Annotated in this window: 22 protein-coding genes; 4 read left to right on the top strand and 18 right to left on the bottom strand. The window is 66.6% G+C overall.

Annotated elements, in window-relative coordinates:
* Nucleotides 1-35: 35 nt before the first annotated feature.
* From E6G92_01415 to E6G92_01405, 3 genes are all read right to left on the bottom strand, one after another.
* On the bottom strand, nt 36-1151 hold the full coding sequence (locus E6G92_01415; GenBank protein TMJ18536.1) for an acyl-CoA dehydrogenase: 1116 nt from the start codon (nt 1149-1151) through the stop codon (nt 36-38).
* Between the two features lie 212 nt (nt 1152-1363).
* Nucleotides 1364-2527, bottom strand: coding sequence for an acyl-CoA dehydrogenase (locus tag E6G92_01410; GenBank protein TMJ18535.1), 1164 nt, complete (start codon nt 2525-2527; stop codon nt 1364-1366).
* Between the two features lie 57 nt (nt 2528-2584).
* Nucleotides 2585-4039 (bottom strand): NAD(P)/FAD-dependent oxidoreductase, encoded by a 1455-nt coding sequence (locus tag E6G92_01405; protein ID TMJ18534.1) that lies wholly within the window; start codon nt 4037-4039, stop codon nt 2585-2587.
* Between the two features lie 204 nt (nt 4040-4243).
* Between E6G92_01405 and E6G92_01400 the strand changes: the two genes are divergently transcribed.
* From E6G92_01400 to E6G92_01390, 3 genes are all read left to right on the top strand, one after another.
* Complete coding sequence (locus E6G92_01400) at nt 4244-5698, top strand: circadian clock protein KaiC (protein TMJ20649.1); 1455 nt, start codon at nt 4244-4246, stop codon at nt 5696-5698.
* Between the two features lie 68 nt (nt 5699-5766).
* Nucleotides 5767-7701 (top strand): response regulator, encoded by a 1935-nt coding sequence (locus E6G92_01395; protein ID TMJ20648.1) that lies wholly within the window; start codon nt 5767-5769, stop codon nt 7699-7701.
* A 260-nt stretch (nt 7702-7961) separates the two neighbouring features.
* Nucleotides 7962-8495 (top strand): phosphoribosyltransferase, encoded by a 534-nt coding sequence (locus E6G92_01390; GenBank protein TMJ18533.1) that lies wholly within the window; start codon nt 7962-7964, stop codon nt 8493-8495.
* Between the two features lie 24 nt (nt 8496-8519).
* On the opposite strand, the gene E6G92_01385 is transcribed toward E6G92_01390, so the two are convergent.
* A complete protein-coding gene (locus tag E6G92_01385; GenBank protein ID TMJ18532.1) occupies nt 8520-9215 on the bottom strand; it encodes a methyltransferase domain-containing protein in 696 nt (231 codons plus the stop codon).
* Nucleotides 9216-9371: 156 nt separating this feature from the next.
* Between E6G92_01385 and E6G92_01380 the strand changes: the two genes are divergently transcribed.
* Nucleotides 9372-9734, top strand: coding sequence for a DUF2147 domain-containing protein (locus tag E6G92_01380; protein ID TMJ20647.1), 363 nt, complete (start codon nt 9372-9374; stop codon nt 9732-9734).
* Between the two features lie 123 nt (nt 9735-9857).
* On the opposite strand, the gene E6G92_01375 is transcribed toward E6G92_01380, so the two are convergent.
* The 14 genes from E6G92_01375 to infA all read right to left on the bottom strand — a co-directional run bounded on the left by E6G92_01375 (nt 9858) and on the right by infA (nt 19665).
* The gene (locus tag E6G92_01375; GenBank protein ID TMJ18531.1) at nt 9858-10706 is read right to left on the bottom strand and encodes a methyltransferase domain-containing protein; all 849 of its coding nucleotides are present in this window, start codon (nt 10704-10706) and stop codon (nt 9858-9860) included.
* Nucleotides 10707-10730: 24 nt separating this feature from the next.
* A complete protein-coding gene (locus E6G92_01370) occupies nt 10731-10979 on the bottom strand; it encodes a hypothetical protein (protein ID TMJ18530.1) in 249 nt (82 codons plus the stop codon).
* Between the two features lie 58 nt (nt 10980-11037).
* Nucleotides 11038-11793: a hypothetical protein gene (locus E6G92_01365; protein ID TMJ18529.1), complete on the bottom strand. Its 756-nt coding sequence runs from the start codon at nt 11791-11793 to the stop codon at nt 11038-11040.
* A 46-nt stretch (nt 11794-11839) separates the two neighbouring features.
* On the bottom strand, nt 11840-12907 hold the full coding sequence (rutA, locus tag E6G92_01360; protein TMJ18528.1) for a pyrimidine utilization protein A: 1068 nt from the start codon (nt 12905-12907) through the stop codon (nt 11840-11842).
* Nucleotides 12908-12910: 3 nt separating this feature from the next.
* Nucleotides 12911-13678 carry a pyrimidine utilization protein D gene (rutD, locus tag E6G92_01355; GenBank protein TMJ20646.1) on the bottom strand — a complete coding sequence of 256 codons (768 nt, stop codon included), beginning with the start codon at nt 13676-13678 and terminating at the stop codon, nt 12911-12913.
* Nucleotides 13679-13686: 8 nt separating this feature from the next.
* A complete protein-coding gene (rutC, locus tag E6G92_01350) occupies nt 13687-14073 on the bottom strand; it encodes a pyrimidine utilization protein C (GenBank protein ID TMJ18527.1) in 387 nt (128 codons plus the stop codon).
* Nucleotides 14074-14182: 109 nt separating this feature from the next.
* Nucleotides 14183-14905, bottom strand: coding sequence for a pyrimidine utilization protein B (gene rutB / locus E6G92_01345; GenBank protein TMJ18526.1), 723 nt, complete (start codon nt 14903-14905; stop codon nt 14183-14185).
* Between the two features lie 126 nt (nt 14906-15031).
* Nucleotides 15032-15622 (bottom strand): nitroreductase, encoded by a 591-nt coding sequence (locus E6G92_01340; GenBank protein ID TMJ18525.1) that lies wholly within the window; start codon nt 15620-15622, stop codon nt 15032-15034.
* Between the two features lie 69 nt (nt 15623-15691).
* A complete protein-coding gene (locus tag E6G92_01335) occupies nt 15692-16324 on the bottom strand; it encodes a DUF2272 domain-containing protein (GenBank protein ID TMJ18524.1) in 633 nt (210 codons plus the stop codon).
* 250 nt (nt 16325-16574) lie between these two features.
* Nucleotides 16575-16826 (bottom strand): hypothetical protein, encoded by a 252-nt coding sequence (locus E6G92_01330; GenBank protein TMJ18523.1) that lies wholly within the window; start codon nt 16824-16826, stop codon nt 16575-16577.
* Complete coding sequence (locus E6G92_01325) at nt 16823-18256, bottom strand: radical SAM protein (protein TMJ18522.1); 1434 nt, start codon at nt 18254-18256, stop codon at nt 16823-16825. Before E6G92_01325 ends, E6G92_01330 begins: the two co-directional genes overlap by 4 nt.
* A complete protein-coding gene (locus E6G92_01320) occupies nt 18231-19109 on the bottom strand; it encodes a prolipoprotein diacylglyceryl transferase (protein TMJ18521.1) in 879 nt (292 codons plus the stop codon). Before E6G92_01320 ends, E6G92_01325 begins: the two co-directional genes overlap by 26 nt.
* A 60-nt stretch (nt 19110-19169) precedes the next feature.
* Entirely contained in the window at nt 19170-19394 is a 225-nt protein-coding gene (locus E6G92_01315; GenBank protein TMJ18520.1) for a hypothetical protein, read from the bottom strand.
* A 4-nt stretch (nt 19395-19398) separates the two neighbouring features.
* The gene (infA, locus tag E6G92_01310) at nt 19399-19665 is read right to left on the bottom strand and encodes a translation initiation factor IF-1 (GenBank protein ID TMJ18519.1); all 267 of its coding nucleotides are present in this window, start codon (nt 19663-19665) and stop codon (nt 19399-19401) included.
* Between the last annotated feature and the right edge of the window lie 280 nt (nt 19666-19945).

Genomic DNA, 19945 nt, shown 5'->3' with positions numbered 1-19945 from the left:
CTCCCTAACCCTCTCCCCGGCGGGGAGAGGGGATTTCAGTACCCCTTCATCCGCGCCAGCTTGTCCGCATGATAGGCCGGATCCCCGAACAGCTCATTCAGCACCCGATCGCGCTTCATGTAGAGGCCGATATCATATTCGTCGGTCATGCCGATGCCGCCGTGCATCTGCACGCCCTCCTGGACGGCGAGCTGAGAGGCGCGGCCGGCCTTGGCCTTGGCGACCGAGACCATCGCCTCGGCGTCTTCGCTGTCCTCGTCGAGCAATTGCTGCGCCTTGAGCGTGGCCGCTCGGGCGATCTCCAGCTCGGAATAGAGATGCGCGGCGCGGAACTGCAGGGCCTGGAACTCTCCGATGAGGCGTCCGAACTGTTTGCGCTGCCTGAGATAGTCGACCGTCATGTCCATCGACGCCGAGCCTACGCCGACCAGCTCGGCCGCCGCGCCGGTGCGGCCGGCGTGGAGGGCGCGGTCGAGAATCTCGGCGCCGCCCCCAACCTCGCCGATCACCGCGTCGGCATCGACCGTCACGTCGTCGAAGGTCAGCCGGGCGCCGATGCTCGAATCCGCGAGCCGGACGCCCTCGACGTCGAGACCCCTGGCATCCTTCTCGACCGCGAACAGGGTCAGCCCCTCGTCGGTCTGCGCCGCCACCAGCGTTACATCGGCCGAGGCCCCCTGAACCACGAATTGCTTGCGGCCCGTCAGGCTGAAGCCGTTGCCGGAGCGCTCGGCGTGCATCTCGATCGCCTCGGGACGGTGCTTCGGCCCCTCGTCCACGGCGAGCGCGGCGACCGTCTCCCCGGCGAGGATTCCGGGATACCAGCGCTCGCGCGCCGCCGTGCCCTTCAGCGCCTCGACGAAGGCGATCGCCGTCGTGAGGAAGGGCGAAGGCGTCAGGTTGCGCCCGATCTCCTCGAGCACGATCCCCGCCTCGACATGGCCGAGGCCGAGGCCGCCGTCCGCCTCGCCGATCAATATGCCGGTGAAGCCCATCTCGCCGAACTGCCTCCACAGGCCGTGGCCGAAGCCGTCCTTGCAGCCCTTGTCGCGCCAGTGGCGAAGCTGCTTTGCGATCGCGCCTTCGGCGGCCATGAAGTCGCGCGCGCTGTCGCGAAGCATCGCCTGATCGTCGTTGAGATAGAGCGGCATATCAGCGCGTCTCCGTATGATCCTGGAAATGTGAAACCCGTTCGTCCCGAGCGAAGTCGAGGGACCCAGCCGAGCGCAGCCGAGGCCCTCGATCTCGCCTTCGCTCGAAGGGGTGTCTCGACTTCGGCCTTCGGCCGAAGTTTACCCTGAGCGCCTGCCTTGCAGGCAGTCGAAGGGCTCGACACGAACGGAGTTGGCATCGCCGTCTCAACTCACCCTCCAGGCAGTTCCAGGATCCGTTTCGCGACGATCCCGAGCTGGATCTCACTCGTCCCGCCTTCGATCGAATTGGCCTTGGTCCTGAGCCACTCGCGGGCGCCCTTGCCCTTGCGCGAGCGCTCGCTTTCCCATTCGAGCGCGTCGGAGCCGCCGGCGGCCATCGCCAGCTCGTGGCGCGCCTTGTTGAGCTCGGTCCCGGCATATTTCATCATCGAAGGCTGGGCCGGATGCGCCTGGCCGGCCTTCAGCTCGTCGATGAACCGCTCGGACATCGCGCGGAACGCCATCTGGTCGACGTCGAAGCGCGCGACGTCGGCGCGAAGCACCGGATCGTCGGCCAGCGCCTCGGAGAGCGCGGCGCCGAGCGACTCGCCCTGGCCGCCGAGGCCCATTCCCGAGATCATCTCGCGCTCGTGGCCGAGCAGATATTTGGCGACGTCCCAGCCCTTGTTGACCTCGCCCACCACCTGGTCCTTGGGCACCTTCACGTCGTCGAAGAAGGTCTCGCAGAAGGGCGAATTGCCGGAGATGAGCAGAATCGGCTTGGTCGAGACGCCCTCGCTCGCCATATCGAACAGGATGAAGCTGATCCCCTGATGCTTGGGCGCCTGCGGATCGGTGCGGACCAGGCAGAAGATCCAATCGGCCTTGTCGGCATAGCTGGTCCAGACCTTCTGGCCGTTCACGAGCCAGTGATCGCCCTTGTCTTCGCATTTGGTCTGCAAGGAGGCGAGGTCGCTGCCCGCGCCGGGCTCGGAATAGCCCTGGCACCAGCGGATCTCGCCGCGGGCGATTTGCGGCAGATAATGCTTCTTCTGCTCCTCGGTGCCGTATTTGAGCAGGGCCGGGCCGAGCATCGAGATGCCGAAGCTCATCAGCGGATTGCGGGCGCCGATCCGCGCCATTTCCTGCTTCAGGATCTTGGCCTCGGCGGGCGAGAGGCCGCCGCCGCCATAATCGGCCGGCCAGTCCGGCACGGTCCAGCCACGCGCGGCCATCGTCTCCATCCAGCTCTTCTGGGCGTCGCTCTTGAAGACCGGATTGCGGCCGCCCCAGCAGGCGTCGCTCTCGTCGCGCATCGGCTCGCGCATCTCGGGCGGGCAGTTCGCCTCGAGCCAGAAGCGGGTTTCTTGGCGAAACTTGTCCAGATCGTCCATGGCGCGACCTCTCCTTTACGTAAACGTCAACTGCCGTGCCCGGCGGCCGGAGTCAAGCTAGCGCCGAAGCTCCAGCGCCTCGTCCGCGATCGGCTTCAGGCGCATGGCGACGACGTCCTTGAGATAATTCTGGTGGACTCGCCATGGCGGCCTCGCGCCCTGGTTCGGCAGGCTGCCGGAGGCGCGGGTCACGTAGCCCGAGCTGAAGTCGAGCATCGGCAGGCGCTCCATCCCGGCGTCGGGGAGGCGCGGCAGGCAGACCGCGTAGCCGTGCCGATCCATGTGATTGAGCAAGCGGCAGACGCTGCGCGAGGTGAGGTCGCATTTCAGGGTCCAGGAGGCGTTGGTGTAGCCGAAGGTCACCGCAAGGTTGGGCACGCCGCTCAGCATCATGCCCTTGTAGCTGAAGCAATCCGCGACGTTGACCGCCTCCCCGTCCACCTCGAGCGCGATTCCGCCGAGCAGCTTCATCACCAGGCCGGTCGCGGTGACGACGATATCCGCGTCAAGCTCGGCGCCCGAGCCCAGCTCCAGCCCGTCCGGCGTGAAGCGCGCAATCGTATCGGTGACGATCGACACTGTCCCGCCACGCATCGCAGCGAACAGATCGCCGTCGGGGACCAGGCACACGCGCTGGTCCCAAGGGTTGTAGCGGGGCGTGAAGTCGCGCCCGAGATCGTAGCCGGGCGGGAGCTGCTCCGCCGCGAGGCGAAGGATCAGCGCCTTCACCTTGTCCGGCCGCTTGCGGGCGCGCGAGAAAAAGAACATTCCGAGCAGCACGTTCTTCCAGCGCGTGAGGCCGTCGGCGGTTTTGAGCGGCAGCCGGCGCTGAAGCCAGCGGGCGATGCCGTCGCGCGAGGGGCGCGCGACGATGTAGGAGGGCGAGCGCTGGAGCATGGTGACGTGGGCGGCGGTCTCGGCGAGCGCCGGGACCAGGGTCACCGCCGTCGCCCCGCTGCCGATCACCACCACCTTCTTTCCGGCGACGTCCAGATCCTCGGGCCAGTGCTGGGGATGAACGATCCGGCCGCCATAGTCGCTCTCGCCCGGCCATTGGGGCCGATAGCCCCGCTCGTAATCGTAATAGCCGCTGCACAGCATCAGGAAGGCGCAGGTGAGGATGCGCAGCTCCCCGCCCGCCTCCACTTCCACCGTCCAGCGCCGGTCTGCCGACGACCAGGAAGCGCTAACGGCGCGGTGGCCGAAGCGGATATGCCGGTCGATGCCGAACTCCGCCGCCGTCTCCTCGACATAGTCGCGGATGTCGGCCCCGTCGGCGATCGCTTTCTCCCTCGTCCAGGGACGGAACGGAAAGCCCAAAGTATACATATCCGAATCCGAGCGGATGCCGGGATAGCGGAACAGGTCCCACGTCCCGCCGATCCGCTCGCGCGCCTCCAGGACCGCGTAGGATTTGCTGGGGCAGCGCGTCTGCAGATGATAAGCGGCGTCGACACCGGAAATGCCGGCACCGACGATCAGCACGTCGAGATGTTCTGATCCGGCCGGCATCGTGCGAGGCTAGGGAGCGGAAACGAGGTCGGCAAGCGCCTTGACGACACGATCATTGCCGTAGCGGAACGGCATCGCGGAAGCTGCGTTGGGAAAGGCCGAACTTGATCCATTTAATGCTGGCAACGGCACGCGGCGGGGCATGAGCCCGCCGACAAGGAGACAGGCTTGAACGAAGATCGAAGCACGGCCGCGGCCACCGGAATCGAGGGGCTGGACGACGTCCTGGGCGGGGGATTGACGCGCGGGCGGGTGTTCCTGCTAGAGGGCAGCCCCGGCACCGGCAAGACGACGGTGGCGATGCAGTTCCTGCTGGCGGGCGCGGCCGCCGGCGAAAAGACGCTCTACATCACGCTTAGCGAAACCGAGGACGAATTGCGCGCAAGCGCGGCCTCGCACGGCTGGAAGCTCGACGATATCGAGATTTTCGAGCTGGTGCCGCCGGAGAGCCTGCTCGACGAGAACCAGCAGCAGAGCCTGCTTTATTCCTCCGACCTCGAGCTGGGCGAAACCACCCAGGGCATCTTCGAAGCGTTCGAGCGGGTTCAGCCCTTGCGGGTGGTGGTCGACAGCCTCTCGGAGATCCGGCTGCTGGCGCAAAGCTCGCTTCGCTACCGCCGCCAGATCCTCTCGCTGAAGCATTATTTCGCGGGGCGGAACGCAACCGTGCTGATGCTCGACGACCTGACCAGCGAGACCAACGACAAGACCGTGCACAGCGTCGCCCACGGCGTGATCTCGCTGGAGGAAATGGCGCGCGATTACGGCGCCGAGCGGCGCCGGATGCGGGTCGTGAAATATCGCGGGCGGCGCTTCCGCGGCGGCTATCACGATCTGATCATCGCAACCGGCGGCGTGCGCATCTTTCCCCGCCTGGTCTCGGCCGAGCACAAGAAAGCGTTCACGCGGGACGTCCTTCCGAGCGACCTGGCCGGGATCAACGCGCTGCTGGGCGGCGGCGTCGAGCGCGGATCGAGCGTCCTCGTCCTCGGCCCCGCGGGCACCGGCAAGTCGCTGCTCGCGCTCACCTTCGTCGTCGGCGCGGCGAGGCGCGGCGAGCGCTCCGCAATGTTCGTTTTCGACGAGGAAATGGGCCTGCTCTTCAACCGTGCCCTGGGGCTCGGCATCGACCTCCAGAAGATGGTCGACGCCGGCGAGCTGGTGATCGAGCAGGTCGACGCGACCGAGCTCTCCCCGGGCGAGCTCTCCTCGCGGGTCCGCACCTGCGTCGAGGAGCACGGAGCGCGCACGGTGATCATCGACAGCCTCAACGGCTACCAGATGGCGATGCCTGAGGAGACCCAGCTCGTCCTCCACATGCATGAGCTGCTGCAATATCTGAACCGCCAAGGCGCGACGACCTTCCTCACCGTTGCCCAGCACGGCCTCGTCGGCGACATGAAGTCGCCCGTCGACGTCACCTATCTCGCCGACACCGTCATTCTGCTGCGCTATTTTGAGGCGGCCGGCCGGGTGCGCCGGGCGATTTCGGTGGTCAAGAAGCGCACCAGCCGCCACGAGGACACGATCCGCGAATATCGGATCGGCGCCGACGGGATAAAGCTCGGAGAGCCGCTGGTCGAGTTCCAGGGCGTGCTTCGCGGCGTTCCCACGCTGGCGGGCCCGGGAATGGAATTGCTGAAAGACGAGCACCATTGATTCCAGAATTCTCCGAAAGAGCGCTGATCCTCGCCCCCGGCGGCCGCGATTCGCTGGTTGCCGCCGCGATGCTGGAAGAGGCCGGAATTCGCGCGATCCCTTGCGCCTCGCTCGATTCGCTGGTCGCCGAGCTCGCCGCGGGAGCGGGCTTCGGCCTGATCACCGAGGAGGCGCTTGCCAATGCCGACCTGCGCGCGCTCAGCGGCTGGATCGAGGCCCAGCCCGAATGGTCCGATTTCCCCTTCGTCCTGCTGACCCAGCGCGGCGGCGGCCTCGAGCGCAACGCTTCGGCCGGCCGCTATCTCGGCATGCTCGGAAACGTCACCTTCGTCGAGCGGCCGATCCATCCGACGACCCTGATCAGCCTCGCCCAGTCGGCGCTGCGCGGACGGCGGCGGCAATATGAGGCGCGGGCCCGGCTGGTCGCGCTTCACGAGCTCGCCGACTCCCTCGAGGTGCAGGTCGCCGAGCGCACCGCGGCCCTCAGCGCCGGCGAGGCGCGGCTGCGGGCGATCTTCGAGACCAACAACCAATATCAGGGGCTGATGGCGCTCGACGGCACATTGCTCGACGCCAACCGCACCTCGCTCGACGGAATCAAGGCGGAGCCCGAGGACGTGGTCGGCAAGAAATTCTGGGAGACGCCGTGGTTCTCCGCGACTCCCGGAATGCCCGATATCGTCCGCGACGCGGTCGCAGCGGTGGCCGGCGGCAAGACGATCCGGCGCGAAATGCTGGTCAACCTTCCGATCGGCTGGCGCTCGTTCGATTTCTGCATGCGGCCGGTGCGGGGCGCCGATGGGGAGGTCGTGGCGATCGTCCCCGAGGCGATCGACATCACCGAGCGCCGCCAGGCGGAGGAGGCGCTTCGCCAGTCGCAGAAGCTGGAGGCGATGGGCCAGCTGACCGGCGGAGTCGCGCACGATTTCAACAATCTCCTGACGCCGATCATCGGCAGCCTCGACATGCTTCAGCGCAACCGGGTCGGCAGCGAGCGCGAACGCCGGCTGATCGACGGCGCGCTGCAATCGGCCGAGCGCGCCAAGACCCTGGTCCAGCGCCTGCTCGCCTTCGCCCGGCGCCAGCCGCTGCAGCCGAGCGCGGTGAACGTCGCCGGCCTCGTCGAAGGCATGGGCAACCTCATCGCCAGCACGACGGGGCCGCAGATCAAGGTGGTGACCGAGGCCGCGCCGAACCTTCCCCACGCGCTCGCCGACCCGAACCAGCTCGAAATGGCGCTTCTCAACCTCAGCGTGAACGCGCGCGACGCGATGCCGGACGGCGGCACGCTGAGGATCACCGTCTCCTGCGAGACTCTCGGGCCGATCCACCCGGCGCACCTGCCGCCGGGCGACTATATCCGCCTCTCGGTCGCCGATACGGGGGTGGGCATGGACGAAGATACGCTCGCCCGGGCGATCGAGCCGTTCTTCTCGACCAAGGGGGTCGGCAAGGGCACCGGCCTCGGCCTCTCCATGGTCCACGGCCTCGCGTCCCAGCTCGGCGGAGCCCTGACGATCTCGAGCAAGGTCGGAATCGGCACCAACATCGACCTTTGGCTGCCGGTGACGGAGGCGCTCGCCGCGGCCGACACTCTGGTCGCCGAGCCGATCGGCGAGCAGGGCCATCGCGGCACCGCCTTGCTCGTCGACGACGAGGAACTGGTCCGCGCCAGCACCGCCCATATGCTGGCCGAGCTCGGCTACCGCGTCGTCGAGGCGAGCTCGGCCGACGAGGCGCTGTCGGTGATCGCGCGCGAGCCGGCGCTCGACCTGCTCGTCACCGACCATTTGATGCCGGGGATCACGGGCGCCGACCTCGCCCGGACCGTCCAGGGCCAGCGCCCGGCGCTGCCGGTGCTGATCGTCTCGGGCTATGCCGACGCAGAAGGAATCGCGCCGGATCTGCCGCGGCTGACCAAGCCGTTCCGCCAGGACGAGCTCGCCGCCAAGATCGCGGCGCTCAGCCTCGGAGACGCGGTGTTTGTGGAGGACGGGGCGTAGGATCAGGACCCGATCAGAAACGAGTTCGGCCAAAAAAGGAGTCATCCCGGCGCAGGCCGGGACCCATGCACACCGGAGGGTGAAGAAGTGCGGCAAAGTCCGCAGCTCCTTCTGGCGATGCAGAGTTCATGGGTCCCGGCCTTCGCCGGGATGACTCTATCATTAAACGGGGATCGCCAAGCCTAATTGCGTACGGATCCCACCGCATTGCCGCCCGGCCGCCGCCGCCCTATTCACCGCGCACCACGCCGGGAGCCGCCATGCCGCAGGATGCCGAACCCGAATTCTTCTACCTGCCCTACGAGCGGTTCCTCGAGGAAGTGGAGACTCTCGCCGGGCTGATCGAAGCCGATCGGGAGTGGCGGCCCGATCTTCTGCTCGGCATCGGCCGCGGCGGGCTGGTCCCGGCGGCGTTCCTCTCCCACCGGACCGGAATCGCCCTGCTCACCGTCGACCACAGCTCGGGCGAGCCGGATTTCGCGGAGCAATTGCTCGACAAGCTCGCCGCGAAGATCCGCGGCGGCAAGCGAGTGCTGATCGTCGACGACATCAACGACAGCGGCGGGACCATCACCCAGTTGCGCGCCGCCATCGACGGCAAGAGCGGAAATCCGGAGGCGCTGAGGATCGCCGTTCTGATCCACAATGTCCGCTCGCGGGCCAAGGTCGAATATCGCGGCTCCGAGATCGACCGCGACCTGGACAAGAGATGGTATGTCTTCCCTTGGGAAGCGCTCGCGCCGCGCGCCACGCTTGCCGCCGAGGCGCAGGAGGTTCCGGAGCGGCTGGCCTAGAAGGCGTCCCGTTCTTCGTTGCGTCTAGCGAATGCGCTCCACGCAAAGCCGGAAGGGGAAGCGCCGAACGATGCGCACCACGGCCGGATCGATGCCCGCGTCGGCGAGGATCGCGCGCCATTCCTCCGGGCGGAACGAGCGGGCGATCGAAAGCTGGCCGTCCTCGCGAACGATCCGGTGAACCATCATCGTCCGCGCGAGCAGGGGGAAGCCCCAGTGCGAGAACCTATGCCGGTGAAGGTCGCAGATCAGCCAGCCCATCCGCGCCTCGCGCTCCATATATTGGAGGAAGGTGCGCAGCTGGCCGTCGGTCATGTGGTGGGTCACCTGGCTGGAGATGACGAAGTCGAACGGGCCGGCCTGGTCGAGATAGTCGCCGGTGCGATAGTCGATCGGCCAACCCGGCGGAGTCGCCGCCCGGGCCGCGGCCAGGCTCTTCTCATTGAGGTCGACTCCGACCAGATCGGCGGCGATGTCCCGCTTGCGCGCCCAGCGGGCGATCGCGCGAAGCACGTCGCCGTCGCCGAAGCCGACGTCCATCAGCCGGAACGCTTTGGCGTCGCCGACCGCGCGCTTCATGAAGGCGAGAACCGGCCTGGCGGTGAAGGTCCAGCGGTTGACCCGCGCGAGATCGTGCAGGACCTTTTCGTACACCGCCGGATCGAGATCGGCGGAGTCCATCTGTTCTTCCTGACGCGAGCGGGTGGTGAGATCGCGCATTGGGCCTCCAGGCACCCAACTTATCCGCCCGCGCGCCCGGGCGCGCAAGCGATTGTCGGGGCGGGGGCGCAGGGCTAGAAGCGCCCCTCCCCCGGAGGGGATAGCCGTATGCGTTCGTTCCCGATCCCGATCATGCTGCTGGCGGCGACGCCGGCCCTGGCGGCACCGAACATCCAGGGAAACTGGCTCACCGACGACGGCAAGGGCGTGGTTCGGATCGCCCCTTGCGGGCGGCAGATGTGCGGCTGGATCGCCCGGGTGCTCGACCGCGGGCCGAACGTTCCGACCCGCGACGTCAACAATCCCGCCCCCGCGCTTCGCTCGCGCCCGATCGTCGGGCTTCCGACCCTCACCGGCTTCAATCCGGAAGCGATGTCGTGGACGGGCGGCCAGGCCTACGATCCCAAGTCCGGCCGCTCCTACCGCACGACGCTCTCGCTCAACGCCGACGGCTCGCTCAACGTGCGCGGCTGCGTGATGTTCATCTGCCAGTCGCGCCGCTGGACCCGCGCGCGCTAATCTTATGGAGTCATCCCGGCGAAGGCCGGGACCCATGACCGCTGGCCTCGGCGGTTGGAGCGAGGCTGCCTTCGCTTCCCCTCATCCTCTTCGGTTCGTGGGCCCCGGCTTCCGCCGGGGTGACTATTTCGGTTTCTGCCAGGCGAACACACCGTAGCGCATCGCGCCGGTGCGAAGGGCGTACCACAAGCGGGGAAGGCTGAGCAGGAAGGAGCGGTTCCGGGTCGCCCGGCTCAATGCCATTCGCCGAAGCGCCGGATCGGTGACCAGCCCGGCCGCCACGCGGCGCATGCAGATCGCCCAGGTCTTGCCGACCTGCCGGCCGATATCCTCGAAGCCCGAGGCCACGAAGCCTGCGGCGGCGGCCATCGCCTCATAGTCCTCGCGGCTGCCCATGCCCGGAAGGCGCCCTTCGCGGCAGATCGGCTCGAGCAAATGACCGACCTCGAACGCGCTCGGCGCGCTCTTCGCCAGCCAGGCGCAGACGACGAGCCGGCCGCCCGGCCGAAGCACGCGGTGGGCCTCGGCGAAGAAGCGGGGCTTGTCGACCATGTGCTCGGAGCTTTCGATCGCATAGGCGCCGTCGAAGGCCGCGTCGGGCAGGCCGTTGGCGAGCCAGTCGCGGCGGAGGATCGTCGCCGAGCCGCGTGAGACCGTCTGCTTTGCGGCATAGTCGGCCTGGGCCGCCGAGATGGTGAGGCCGGTGACCTGCGCGGCGTAACGCTCGGCGAGATAGCGCGCGGTGCCGCCATAGCCGCAGCCGATGTCGCACAGGCGCTCGCCGCCTTTGAGCGCGAGCCGCGCCGCCGCCAGCGCGATCAGCGCCTCGGTCGCCTCGCGGGGAGTCTCATGCCCGGTGCGCCAGAAGCCGTGATGGACGTGCTCGCCCCAGATGTCGCGATAGACCCGGTCGAGCTCGTCATAATGGCCGCCGACGTCCGCGGCCGTCTGGGGTTCGCCGGGAAGGATCATCGCCCAGCCCTAGCAGGCGAAAGCTCAGTAGGTGAAGACGATCCGGACGGGGCCGCTGCCGGCGGGCGCGATCAGCAGAATGCCCGCGCCCGTGCGGCGGGCGCTGCCGCCCTCGACCGTGATCACGGCATCGTCGACGGCGCGAACGGCCACCCGTCGCCGCGCAATCACGATCTGCGGCCGCTCCGGGCGAACGACGGTCGCGCCGACGCTGAGCGTCGCGCCTGCGCTCTGCGCTGCGGCAGCGATCGCGAGGGGGCCGAGAAGCGTCATCCGCGCATTATGCCGCCTGCCAAACGCCCCTCCAATCCGGAATCGCTTCGAGGCGTCCCTATCCGGGATTGGGGCGGGCGCCGCCCTCGGTGCAGAGCGAGAGGAAGGCGATCTCCATCACCGTGCCGCCTTCCACCGGAAGCGGATTGTTCGGATAGTCGACATGCTCGGAAACCGCGCCGGCGGCGCTTCGCCGCTCGCGCGCCCTGGCGTCGATCGTTCGCGCGGCGCAATCCACCCGGAGCAGATAGGCGTTGTCGCTGGGGCCGGGAGTTCCGGGATCGGAGAGCCGGAACCAGGCGGTGCGAACGTCGCCTTCGCGGACCAATGTCGAGGCGTCGATGGCGATGGCCTGGCCCGACGGCGCGGCACCGAGGTTGAGCCAGGTCGCCGGCCGCGGCGCGCTCGCCTGCTCGGACCGGCGCCGAAGCGCCACCGCTTCCTCGGACGTCTCGCGCGCATAGTTCAGCGCCTGAGTGACGCCGCAGGCCGCGTCGGCCTGGGAGAGCGCGCGGGGCACCGCGGCGTCGCCCATCGCGTTCGCCACCCACATCACGTCGGGAAAGGTGAATCGGGCCGGATTGGTATAGCCTTGCCGCACCGCCCCCAGCGCCCGGGCGAACATGCGCATCTGGCGCGGAGTCAGCTGCCGCTCGAGCCGCTCGCCGATGCAGGTCGCCTGCATCGGGTTGACCTCGAAGCGCAGCAGCTGGGGCGCGACGATCCCCGCGCGAGGCCCGACATAATCGCGCACCTGCCCCGCGCAGCCCGCGAGCAGGGCGGCCGAGATCAGGGCAAGAGCGGGTATTTTCATCGACATGGCGCGCTTGGTTATCAACGCGCCGCGCGCGATGCACCCCCTATTGAACGCCCGCCCGGCACTGCATCAAAGGCTGGATGCGGGTGCCGAACTTCTCGGTGCCTTCGATGAAATCGTCGAAGGTCAGCAGAACGCCGCCCGTATTCGGCACGGTCGACACCTCGTCGAGCATCCGGGCGATGCTTTCATAGGAGCCGACCAAAGTGCCCATGTTGAGGTTGACCGCGCTTTCCTTGTCGGCGAGCTGGCGGACGTTGGTGGTGGTCGAGGTCTTGTCCGCCGCGCCCTGAGCGCCGAGCCAGGCGACGGCATCCTGATCCGTGCCCTCGCGGTACCAGATCCACTTCTCCATGGCCTCCTCGTCGGTCTCGGCGGCGATGACCATGAACAAGGCGTAGATGCGCACGTCGCGGCCCGTCTTGGCCGTCGCCGCCATCAGCCGCTCGTTGTTCGAGGCAAAGGCCTTGGGCGTGTTCACGCCCTTGCCGAGGCAGAAGGCGTAATCCGCATATTGCGCCGAGAAGGCGAGGCCCTCGTCCGACGATCCGGCGCAGATGATCTTCATGTCGCCGGTCGGGAGCGGCTTCACCCGGCAATCGTCCATCTGGTAATAGTCCCCCTTGAAGTCGGAGACTCCGGTCTCCCACAGCTCGCGCAATATGTGGGCGTATTCGCCGAGCATCTGGTAGCGGTTGCGGAAATGCTCGTCGCCGGGCCACAGCCCCATCTGGCTGTATTCGGGCCGCTGCCACCCGGTGATCAGATTGAGCCCGAAGCGGCCGTGGCTGATCGAATCGATCGTGTTGCACATGCGCGCGCAGAAGGCGGGCGGGATGACCAAAGTCGGGCAGGTCGCATAAATCTTGATCTTCTCGGTGACGGCGGCGAGCCCGGCCATCAGGGTGAAGCTTTCCAGATTATATTCCCAGAATTCGGTCTTCCCGCCGAAGCCGCGCAGCTTGATCATAGAGAGCAGGAAATCGACTCCATAGCTCTCGGCCTTCTGGGCGATCTCCTTGTTGAGATCGAAGCTCGGCATGTATTGGGGGCTGTTTTCCGAGATCAGCCAGCCGTTGTTGCCGATCGGGGTGAAGATGCCGACTTCCATGGCTCAGCTCCTTAGGAATTCGAGGACCGGGCGGTTGAAACTGTCCGGATCGGTGACGTTGCAGGCGTGGCCGCCCCAATCCATCAGCCGGAGGGAGGCGCTGGCGATGCGCCCGGCATAAGCCTGGCTGCACGTCCAGGGCACGAGCATATCGTCCTTTGCGGCAATCGCCAGCAGCGGCGTGCCGATCTCGTCCAGCCGGTCGTCGAGGTAGAAAGCCTGGAGCGCCGCGATCCGGCTCTCCAGATTCTCCTGGCCCTGGAAATGGGCCAGCTGGTGTTGGAATTCCAAGTCCAGCTCGCGCGCGTGCGCAGAGCACCAGGCCGCCGGATAAAGAAAGATCGGCTGGGCCCGCACATAGGCCTCGGGGCCGGATCGGCGCAGCAACTCTATGCGCACCGAGAAGCAGCGCGCGATATGGGGATCAAGCCGGGTCCAGCCGTTGACCACCACCAGCTTCGCCAGCCGTTCCGGGGCTTCGGCGGCAAGGGTCAGCCCGATGGCGCCGCCCAGTGCGTGGCCGACGAAATCGACACGTTCGATGCCGAGCCCCGCCATGAGTTTGAGGACGTCATCGGCCATCTGACCGACAGTGTGATCCACGGGCAGCACAGGGTCGCTGCGGCCGGTGCCGCGCTGGTCGTAGACAATGACCCGATGCTCCCTGGCGAGCGCCTCCAGGTTCGGCCGCCAATAGGCCCCGGCGCCGCCGAGGCCCGCCGACAGGATCAGCGGCGGCCCGTTGGCCGGCCCATGCTCCTCGAAATACAGTCCCTCGATCACCCGCCGATATGCGCCACGCTGGCGATCTCGACCAGCAGGCCGGGCTTCACCAGGCCGCACTGGATGCAGTAGCGCGCGGGCTTCGCGCCCGGAAAATAGTCCGCGTAAACCGCGTTCATCGCCTTGTAATCGGCCCAGTCGGTGAGGAAGATATGGTTGAAGGCGACGTCGGCGAGGCTCGCGCCAGCCGCTTCCAGCACGGCCTTGATCGTCTCAAGCACATGGCGGGTCTGCGCCTCGCAATTGCCGGGGAACAGCACCGTGCCCGCTTCGCCGAGCGCCAAGGTGCCTGAAACGTAGATCGTGTTCCCGGCCCTGGTCCCCGCCGAGTAAGGCGCGATCGGAACGGGGAATTGGGGCGGGTTGATCGATTCGAAGGGCATCAGCTTCTCTCCTGCCTCGTCATTGCGAGCGCAGCGAAGCAATCCAGTTCGGCCGATATGCAGAGCTGGATTGCCGCGTCGCTACGCTCCTCGCAATGACAGTGTTCTGTCATTCCCGGTCCTCCGCGATCTGGCCGAAGGCGCCGCAAAAGTCCGCCACGGTCGAAACCCAGCCAAAGAAGGTCTCGACATTGTAGACCGTCGCCTTTTGGACGAATTCGGGGCCTGCCTGGTGGGTCGCGTCCTCCAGCATGATCCCGAAATATTCGAGGAAGAAGCCGTCCCGAAGCGTGCTCTCGACGCAGACATTGGTGGCTATGCCGACGAAGACGATGTTGCGGATTCCGCGCGAGCGAAGGACGCTGTCGAGCTGCGAGTTGAAGAAGCCGGAGTAGCGCGGCTTTGGAAGGACGATGTCGCCGGATTTGGGCGCCAGCGCCTCGACCAGCGCGTAATCCCAGCCGCCGCGCGCAAGCAGCTTGCCGTGGAGCTCGGGCCGCGCGCGCATCGTCTTCAGAGCGTTGGACTTGTGCCAGTTGGGCGAGCCCGGCCCGCCCGCCTCGACATAATCCTCATCCCAGCCGTTCTGGAAATAGACGATCGTCATTCCGGCCGCCCGGGCAGTCTCCAGTACCTTGGCCGATTGGGCGATCACGCCCTCCGCGCCCGAAATGTCGAAGCCGGCGAGATCGAGATAGCCCCCAGGGGAGGCATAGGCATTCTGCATGTCGATGACGATCACCGCGGTCTCGTCGGCCGAAACGCGGATGGGCTCGGGGCGCGCGGGCAGGGTTACGACGCGACCCTTCGCAATCCCGGCATCAACCGTCATGCATTCCTCCTCTTACGCTCGAATGTTCACGCTTTGCGGACTCCGCGCAAGTGCTGTTCCCCGGCGAAGGCCGGGGTCCAGGGGCGAAGCCGAACCAGGGCCTGGGCCCCGGCCTCCGCCGGGGAACTAGCTGGACCAGCCGCCCCGATGCACAAACTCCTCCTGCGCCTTCCGCCCGCTCGGAAACTCCCGCGCGCGCTGCTTCTCGTCGAGCTGGGCCGGATCGCCGATCCGGCCGATGACGCAGGCGGCGTCGAGCTGGTAGCGTTTCGGCAGGCCGAGCTCCGCGCGGGCCAGCTCGTACTGGATGCCGGACATGCCGTGCGCATGATAGCCCATCCTCGTCGCCTGCAGGGCGAGGCAGGCCCAGGCCGCGCCCGCATCGAAGCTGTGCGTGGTCGACGGCGCCGGCTCCCCCGTCTTCCTGTCGGTGAAGGGCAAAGTGTCGGAGACAATGTAGACCAGCGCCGAGGCGGTGTGCGCCCAGCCCTTGTTGAACGGGATCAGCAGCGAGAGGAACCGCTCCCAATCGTCATCGCCGCGCTTGGCGTAGACGAAATGCCAGGGCTGCGAGTTGAACGCCGACGGCGCCCAGCGCGCCGCCTCGAACATCGAGAACAGGTTGGCGTCGGATAACTCCGCCCCGTCGAATGCCCGCGGTGACCAGCGCTCCAGGAACAACGGATGGATCGAGTAATCGGCTTGGCGGGAGGTCATGCCGCCTTTTCCTCTCTCGCCCCCCGTGCGTCAACGCGAAGCGAGAAAGCGGCCCCGCTCTTCCAAGCCTCAGAGGTCGTTGCGAACGACGCCGATCCAGGGCTTGCGCGGATCGCTCAAACAACCTTGATCATCAAGGCGCCACGTCGACTTGGTGACCGATCCGCCAACGTCGAGGTTGGAGACATTCCCTCCTATGCTGTCGCACCGCCCCTGACCAACCGCAACTACGATATCGACATGAGAAATAAAGAAGTCGCCGGCCGCTAGGCGCGCGGTCGCTTCGGCCAGGCTGCGTGGAATATTCTCGTCCTGGCCGTCACTACGCGAGTTCCAGATTAGGTCGCCCACTCGCAAGGGGGTGTTGGGCGGCGATCGGAGCGTCAGGCGCGGATCCATGCCGTCGCCCAGCCTTATCCGGTTTATATAGACGGAATGGGTCGCGTCTCCGCTGAATCCGCTTCCAGCTCCGGCAATCTTGAAACACCAGCTGATGAATGCCGCGGACCAAGGCTCGTCCGTGCCGCCGTTCCAATCGGGCTTGCCCACGGAGGCCCAATAGTGACTTATGTGCGATCGAAAGGGTTCGTCCGCCTCATCGCCCACGATGTTCCACTGGTTCTCGATGTTTCGCGTCGACCCACCAAAATATCGCCATTCCCGCTCCGCGCATTCGATCAGCCGATTCTTGACAATGCCCATCGAAACGGTCTCCGTTTCCGCTCGGATTTCAATAATTCCATCCGAGTCGATGTAATTCTGGACCTGCCGCACAACGGCAATTACAATAAAATCGCTCTTCTGCTCTTCGTCATGCCAATCGTATACCGCGATTTACCAAGGGGCGCGAGGCTTTCCATGTCGCAGGACGTGCTCGGCAGGAGAGGATACCTGCACCGCGAAAGCTCCCGATCACACGCGTAGTGCCCAGATCCAATCCTGGAAGGTGGGCCTATCTGCGATACTTGCCCGTCAGCAGCCTGAAGCCGAACCACAGCATGCCGAGCCCGCCGGCGAGGGTGACGAGCGACAGGATGAAGAGCGGATTGACCAGATTGGACATTCCCCCGTCGTAGGGCGAATTGAACTGGCTGAGCCACAGCAGGGTGCAGCCGCCGCCGAGAAGCGTGATGCACAGCCCCGCCAACAGCATGAAGATGCCGAGCAGTATCGCACCGGCCGACGGTCCCTCGCCCTCGCTCATGCTCCTACTCCCCCCTTCTCCGCCAGCTTGGCCGCGCCGGGAGCGCCCGGGCGGTAGAAGCTGTTGTAGGTGTCGAACGGAATGATCCGCCCGTCGCTCGTCGCGAAATGAATGCACGACCTTTTGACCGTTCCGATGTCGAAATTGAAGCGGTCGAGGAACTGGATGATGACGACCTTGAACGTGTCCTGATAGGCGAGGCTCGTCGGAGTCTCGATCTCCGGCAGGCAGCAGAACAGGCTGGCGAGGCGGCTCTCGCCATTGTCCTCTACGGTGGACAGCGAGAGCAGATCGAAGATCCGCGCCTTGAGCGCCGGATCGCGCTCGAAGCTGATCGTGTTGGGAGCGACCGAGACGATGTCCTCGCGCTTCATCATCCGGGTCACCGGAACGACGCTCGCGCCGGCGCGGATGCCGTAGCCGATGCAGATCTGGTCCGGATTGCACGGCAGCGGCACGAGATCCGACGCCTCGAACACGCCGCCCGACGCGATCTGCCGCCTGAGGCCCGAGAGGGTCGCGCGGTGCAGCGCGGGATCGAAGCCCTCGTTGCGCCCCGCGTCCTGAACCGGCTGGAAAACCACGCCGCGCACGCATTTCCACTGCAGCGCGTAGTCGACGATCGCCGCGCATTCGTGATCGTTGACGCCTTGGCGCACCGCGCAGACCAGGGTGGTCGAGACGCCCGCCGCCTCGAGCCGCTCGAGCGCCCGGCGGCGGATCCGCCCGAGCCGCGCGCCGCGAAGCTCCATCAGCGCGTCGTCGCTGAGGCTATCGAACTGGAGATAGACCTCGAAACCGATCCCGACCTCTTTCAGCTTCTCGGCGAAGCCCTCTTCCTGGGCGATCCGAACGCCGTTGGTGTTGACCATGATGTGGCGGATCGGACGCGACCGCGCCGCGGCGACGATCTCCCAGAATTGAGGATGGATGGTCGGCTCGCCGCCGGAGAGCTGGATCAGGTCCGGCTCGCCCTCGGCCGCGACCACCGCGTCGAGCATCGCCTCGACCTTGGCCAGGCTCTTGTGCCCGCCCTTTCCCACCGCGCTGTCGGCGAAGCAGACCGGGCAGGTGAGGTTGCAGGCATCGTTGATCTCGACGATGCACAGGCAGCTATGCTGCTCGTGGTCGGGACAGAGGCCGCAATCCCACGGGCAGCCGCGCTCGGTCTTCGTCGCATTGTGCAGCGGCCGGTCGCCGGGCTTCAGCCAGCGGCGGATGTCGAGCCAGTAATCCGCGTCCTCCTCGATCAGCGTCTTGGTGACGCCATGATCGAGGCAGCGCTTCTGAAGGAAGACCTTGCCCTCCTGACCGATGATCTTGGCCGGAACGAGCTCCCAGCAGGTCTCGCACAGGCTCGTCGTCTGGCCGTAGAAGATCCACGGCACGCTCTTGCGTGTGAGGTCAGCGTTGGTGGCGAGCGCGTGCATCGAAGATCAGGGCATAAGCGATCATTCCGGCCGCGAGAAGATGGAACAGGTCGAACGGGCCGATCACCCGCGGATAGGGCTTGAGGAACTCCCAGACGAAGCGCTGCACCGCGTAGCAGAGCACGAACAGGTAGAAGGCTCGGGTCTGGGTCCAGGCGGCGCGGCGGGCGAGCGCGGCGAGGTAGACGGCGAGGAAGGCGAGCATCGCCAGGCTTTCGTAGACCTGGACCGGGTGGCGGGCGACGCCGTCACCGAGGTCGACTCCCCAGGGCAGGCTGGTCGGGACGCCATAGGTCTCGTCGGGAAGGCCGGCGAGCAGGCAGCCGATCCGGCCGACCGCGATTCCGAGCGCCAGCGGCCCCACCCAGATCAGCCCCGTCGAGGCGCGGATGCCCCGCGCCAGCTTGTAGAGCTCGACTCCGACGATCCCGCCGGCCAGGGCGCCGGCGATGCTGTGCGAGGGATGCGGGACGGCCATCAGCGCCGTGTTCCACGACCCGAACGCCCAGGCTCCTCCGATCGCTCCGAGCGCGAGCGCGGCGACATAGGCCGGGCCGGTGACTCCGACGAACCGCGCCGCGACCGGGCGCAGCCGCCAGCGATAGAGGAGGTGCGCGAGCAGCCCCGCCGATCCCCAGGCGAGGAGATCGAACAGGATGTGGAGGGCGGGATTCGTTGGAATCTGCAAGAACGGCCCCTCCCCTGCGGAGGGCCATTGCGTGACATGGGGCGGCCGCGATGGGAAGCCCTGAGGGCCCCGGGAGTCACCCCGGCGAAAGCCGGGGCCTATGAACCGAAGTGCTGGGAAGAGAGGTAACAAGGTCTTCGCCTCTCTCGCAAAGACCGTGTTCATGGGTCCCGGCCTTCGCCGAGATGACTCTGAAGGGGCGGACTATCCCCTCGTCGCTCTCGCTTATTTCGTCGCGAATTCCCCGGCCTTGGCGCCGAAATTCTCCTTGGCGTAGGCGCGGGCGGCGGCGGCGGTGGGGAAGGACTGATCGACCGGCGAATCGCTGACGATCGGGTAGTTCTGGCTGTTGAAGCGGGTCTCGCGCAGGGTCAGCCGCCAGGCGCCATCGTCGACCTTCTCGAGCAGATAGGGCTGGGCCTTCGAGCGATCGTGATCGGGGATTCTCATCGGCTCATCTCCTTCGGAAGTTGCCTCGGCGTGGCCCACCCCCTCCGGAACCCGCGATCTTCTCGCGATAGATGATCCGGCCCTTGCTGAGATCGTAAGGCGTCATTTCGACATGCACCCGATCGCCGACGATCGAGCGGATCCGGAAGCGGCGCATCTTGCCGGCGGTGTAGGCGATGATCCGGTGCTCGTTGTCGAGAACGACCCCGAAGCGGCCATCGGGCAATATCTCGTCGATCCGCCCCTCCATCACCAGCAATTCCTCTTTCATGCGCGCTCCATCGGCGGAAAATCAGTCCACGCACCGGTTTCGGCGCGGGGCCGGGCGGCCTTGAAAGAAAGGAATGGCCGCGGCCAATCGGTTCCGTCCTGAGCGACGTCAGCGAGAGCGCCTATGGGCGCTTTGCGCGCCGGAGGCAACCGCTCGGCCATGGTTTCGAGATGAAACGGAAGATGAGCTACGAGAGGGTTTCGGGCCCAAGCCGGTTGCATCACCGCCGCTGCGCTGACGCGGTGACTTCCCGTCTAAGGGACCAGACTTCGAAATCCGG

Source organism: Alphaproteobacteria bacterium, assembly GCA_005883305.1.
In the GTDB taxonomy this organism is placed as follows: domain Bacteria; phylum Pseudomonadota; class Alphaproteobacteria; order Sphingomonadales; family Sphingomonadaceae; genus Allosphingosinicella.
This window is presented reverse-complemented; position numbering and strand designations above follow the sequence as displayed.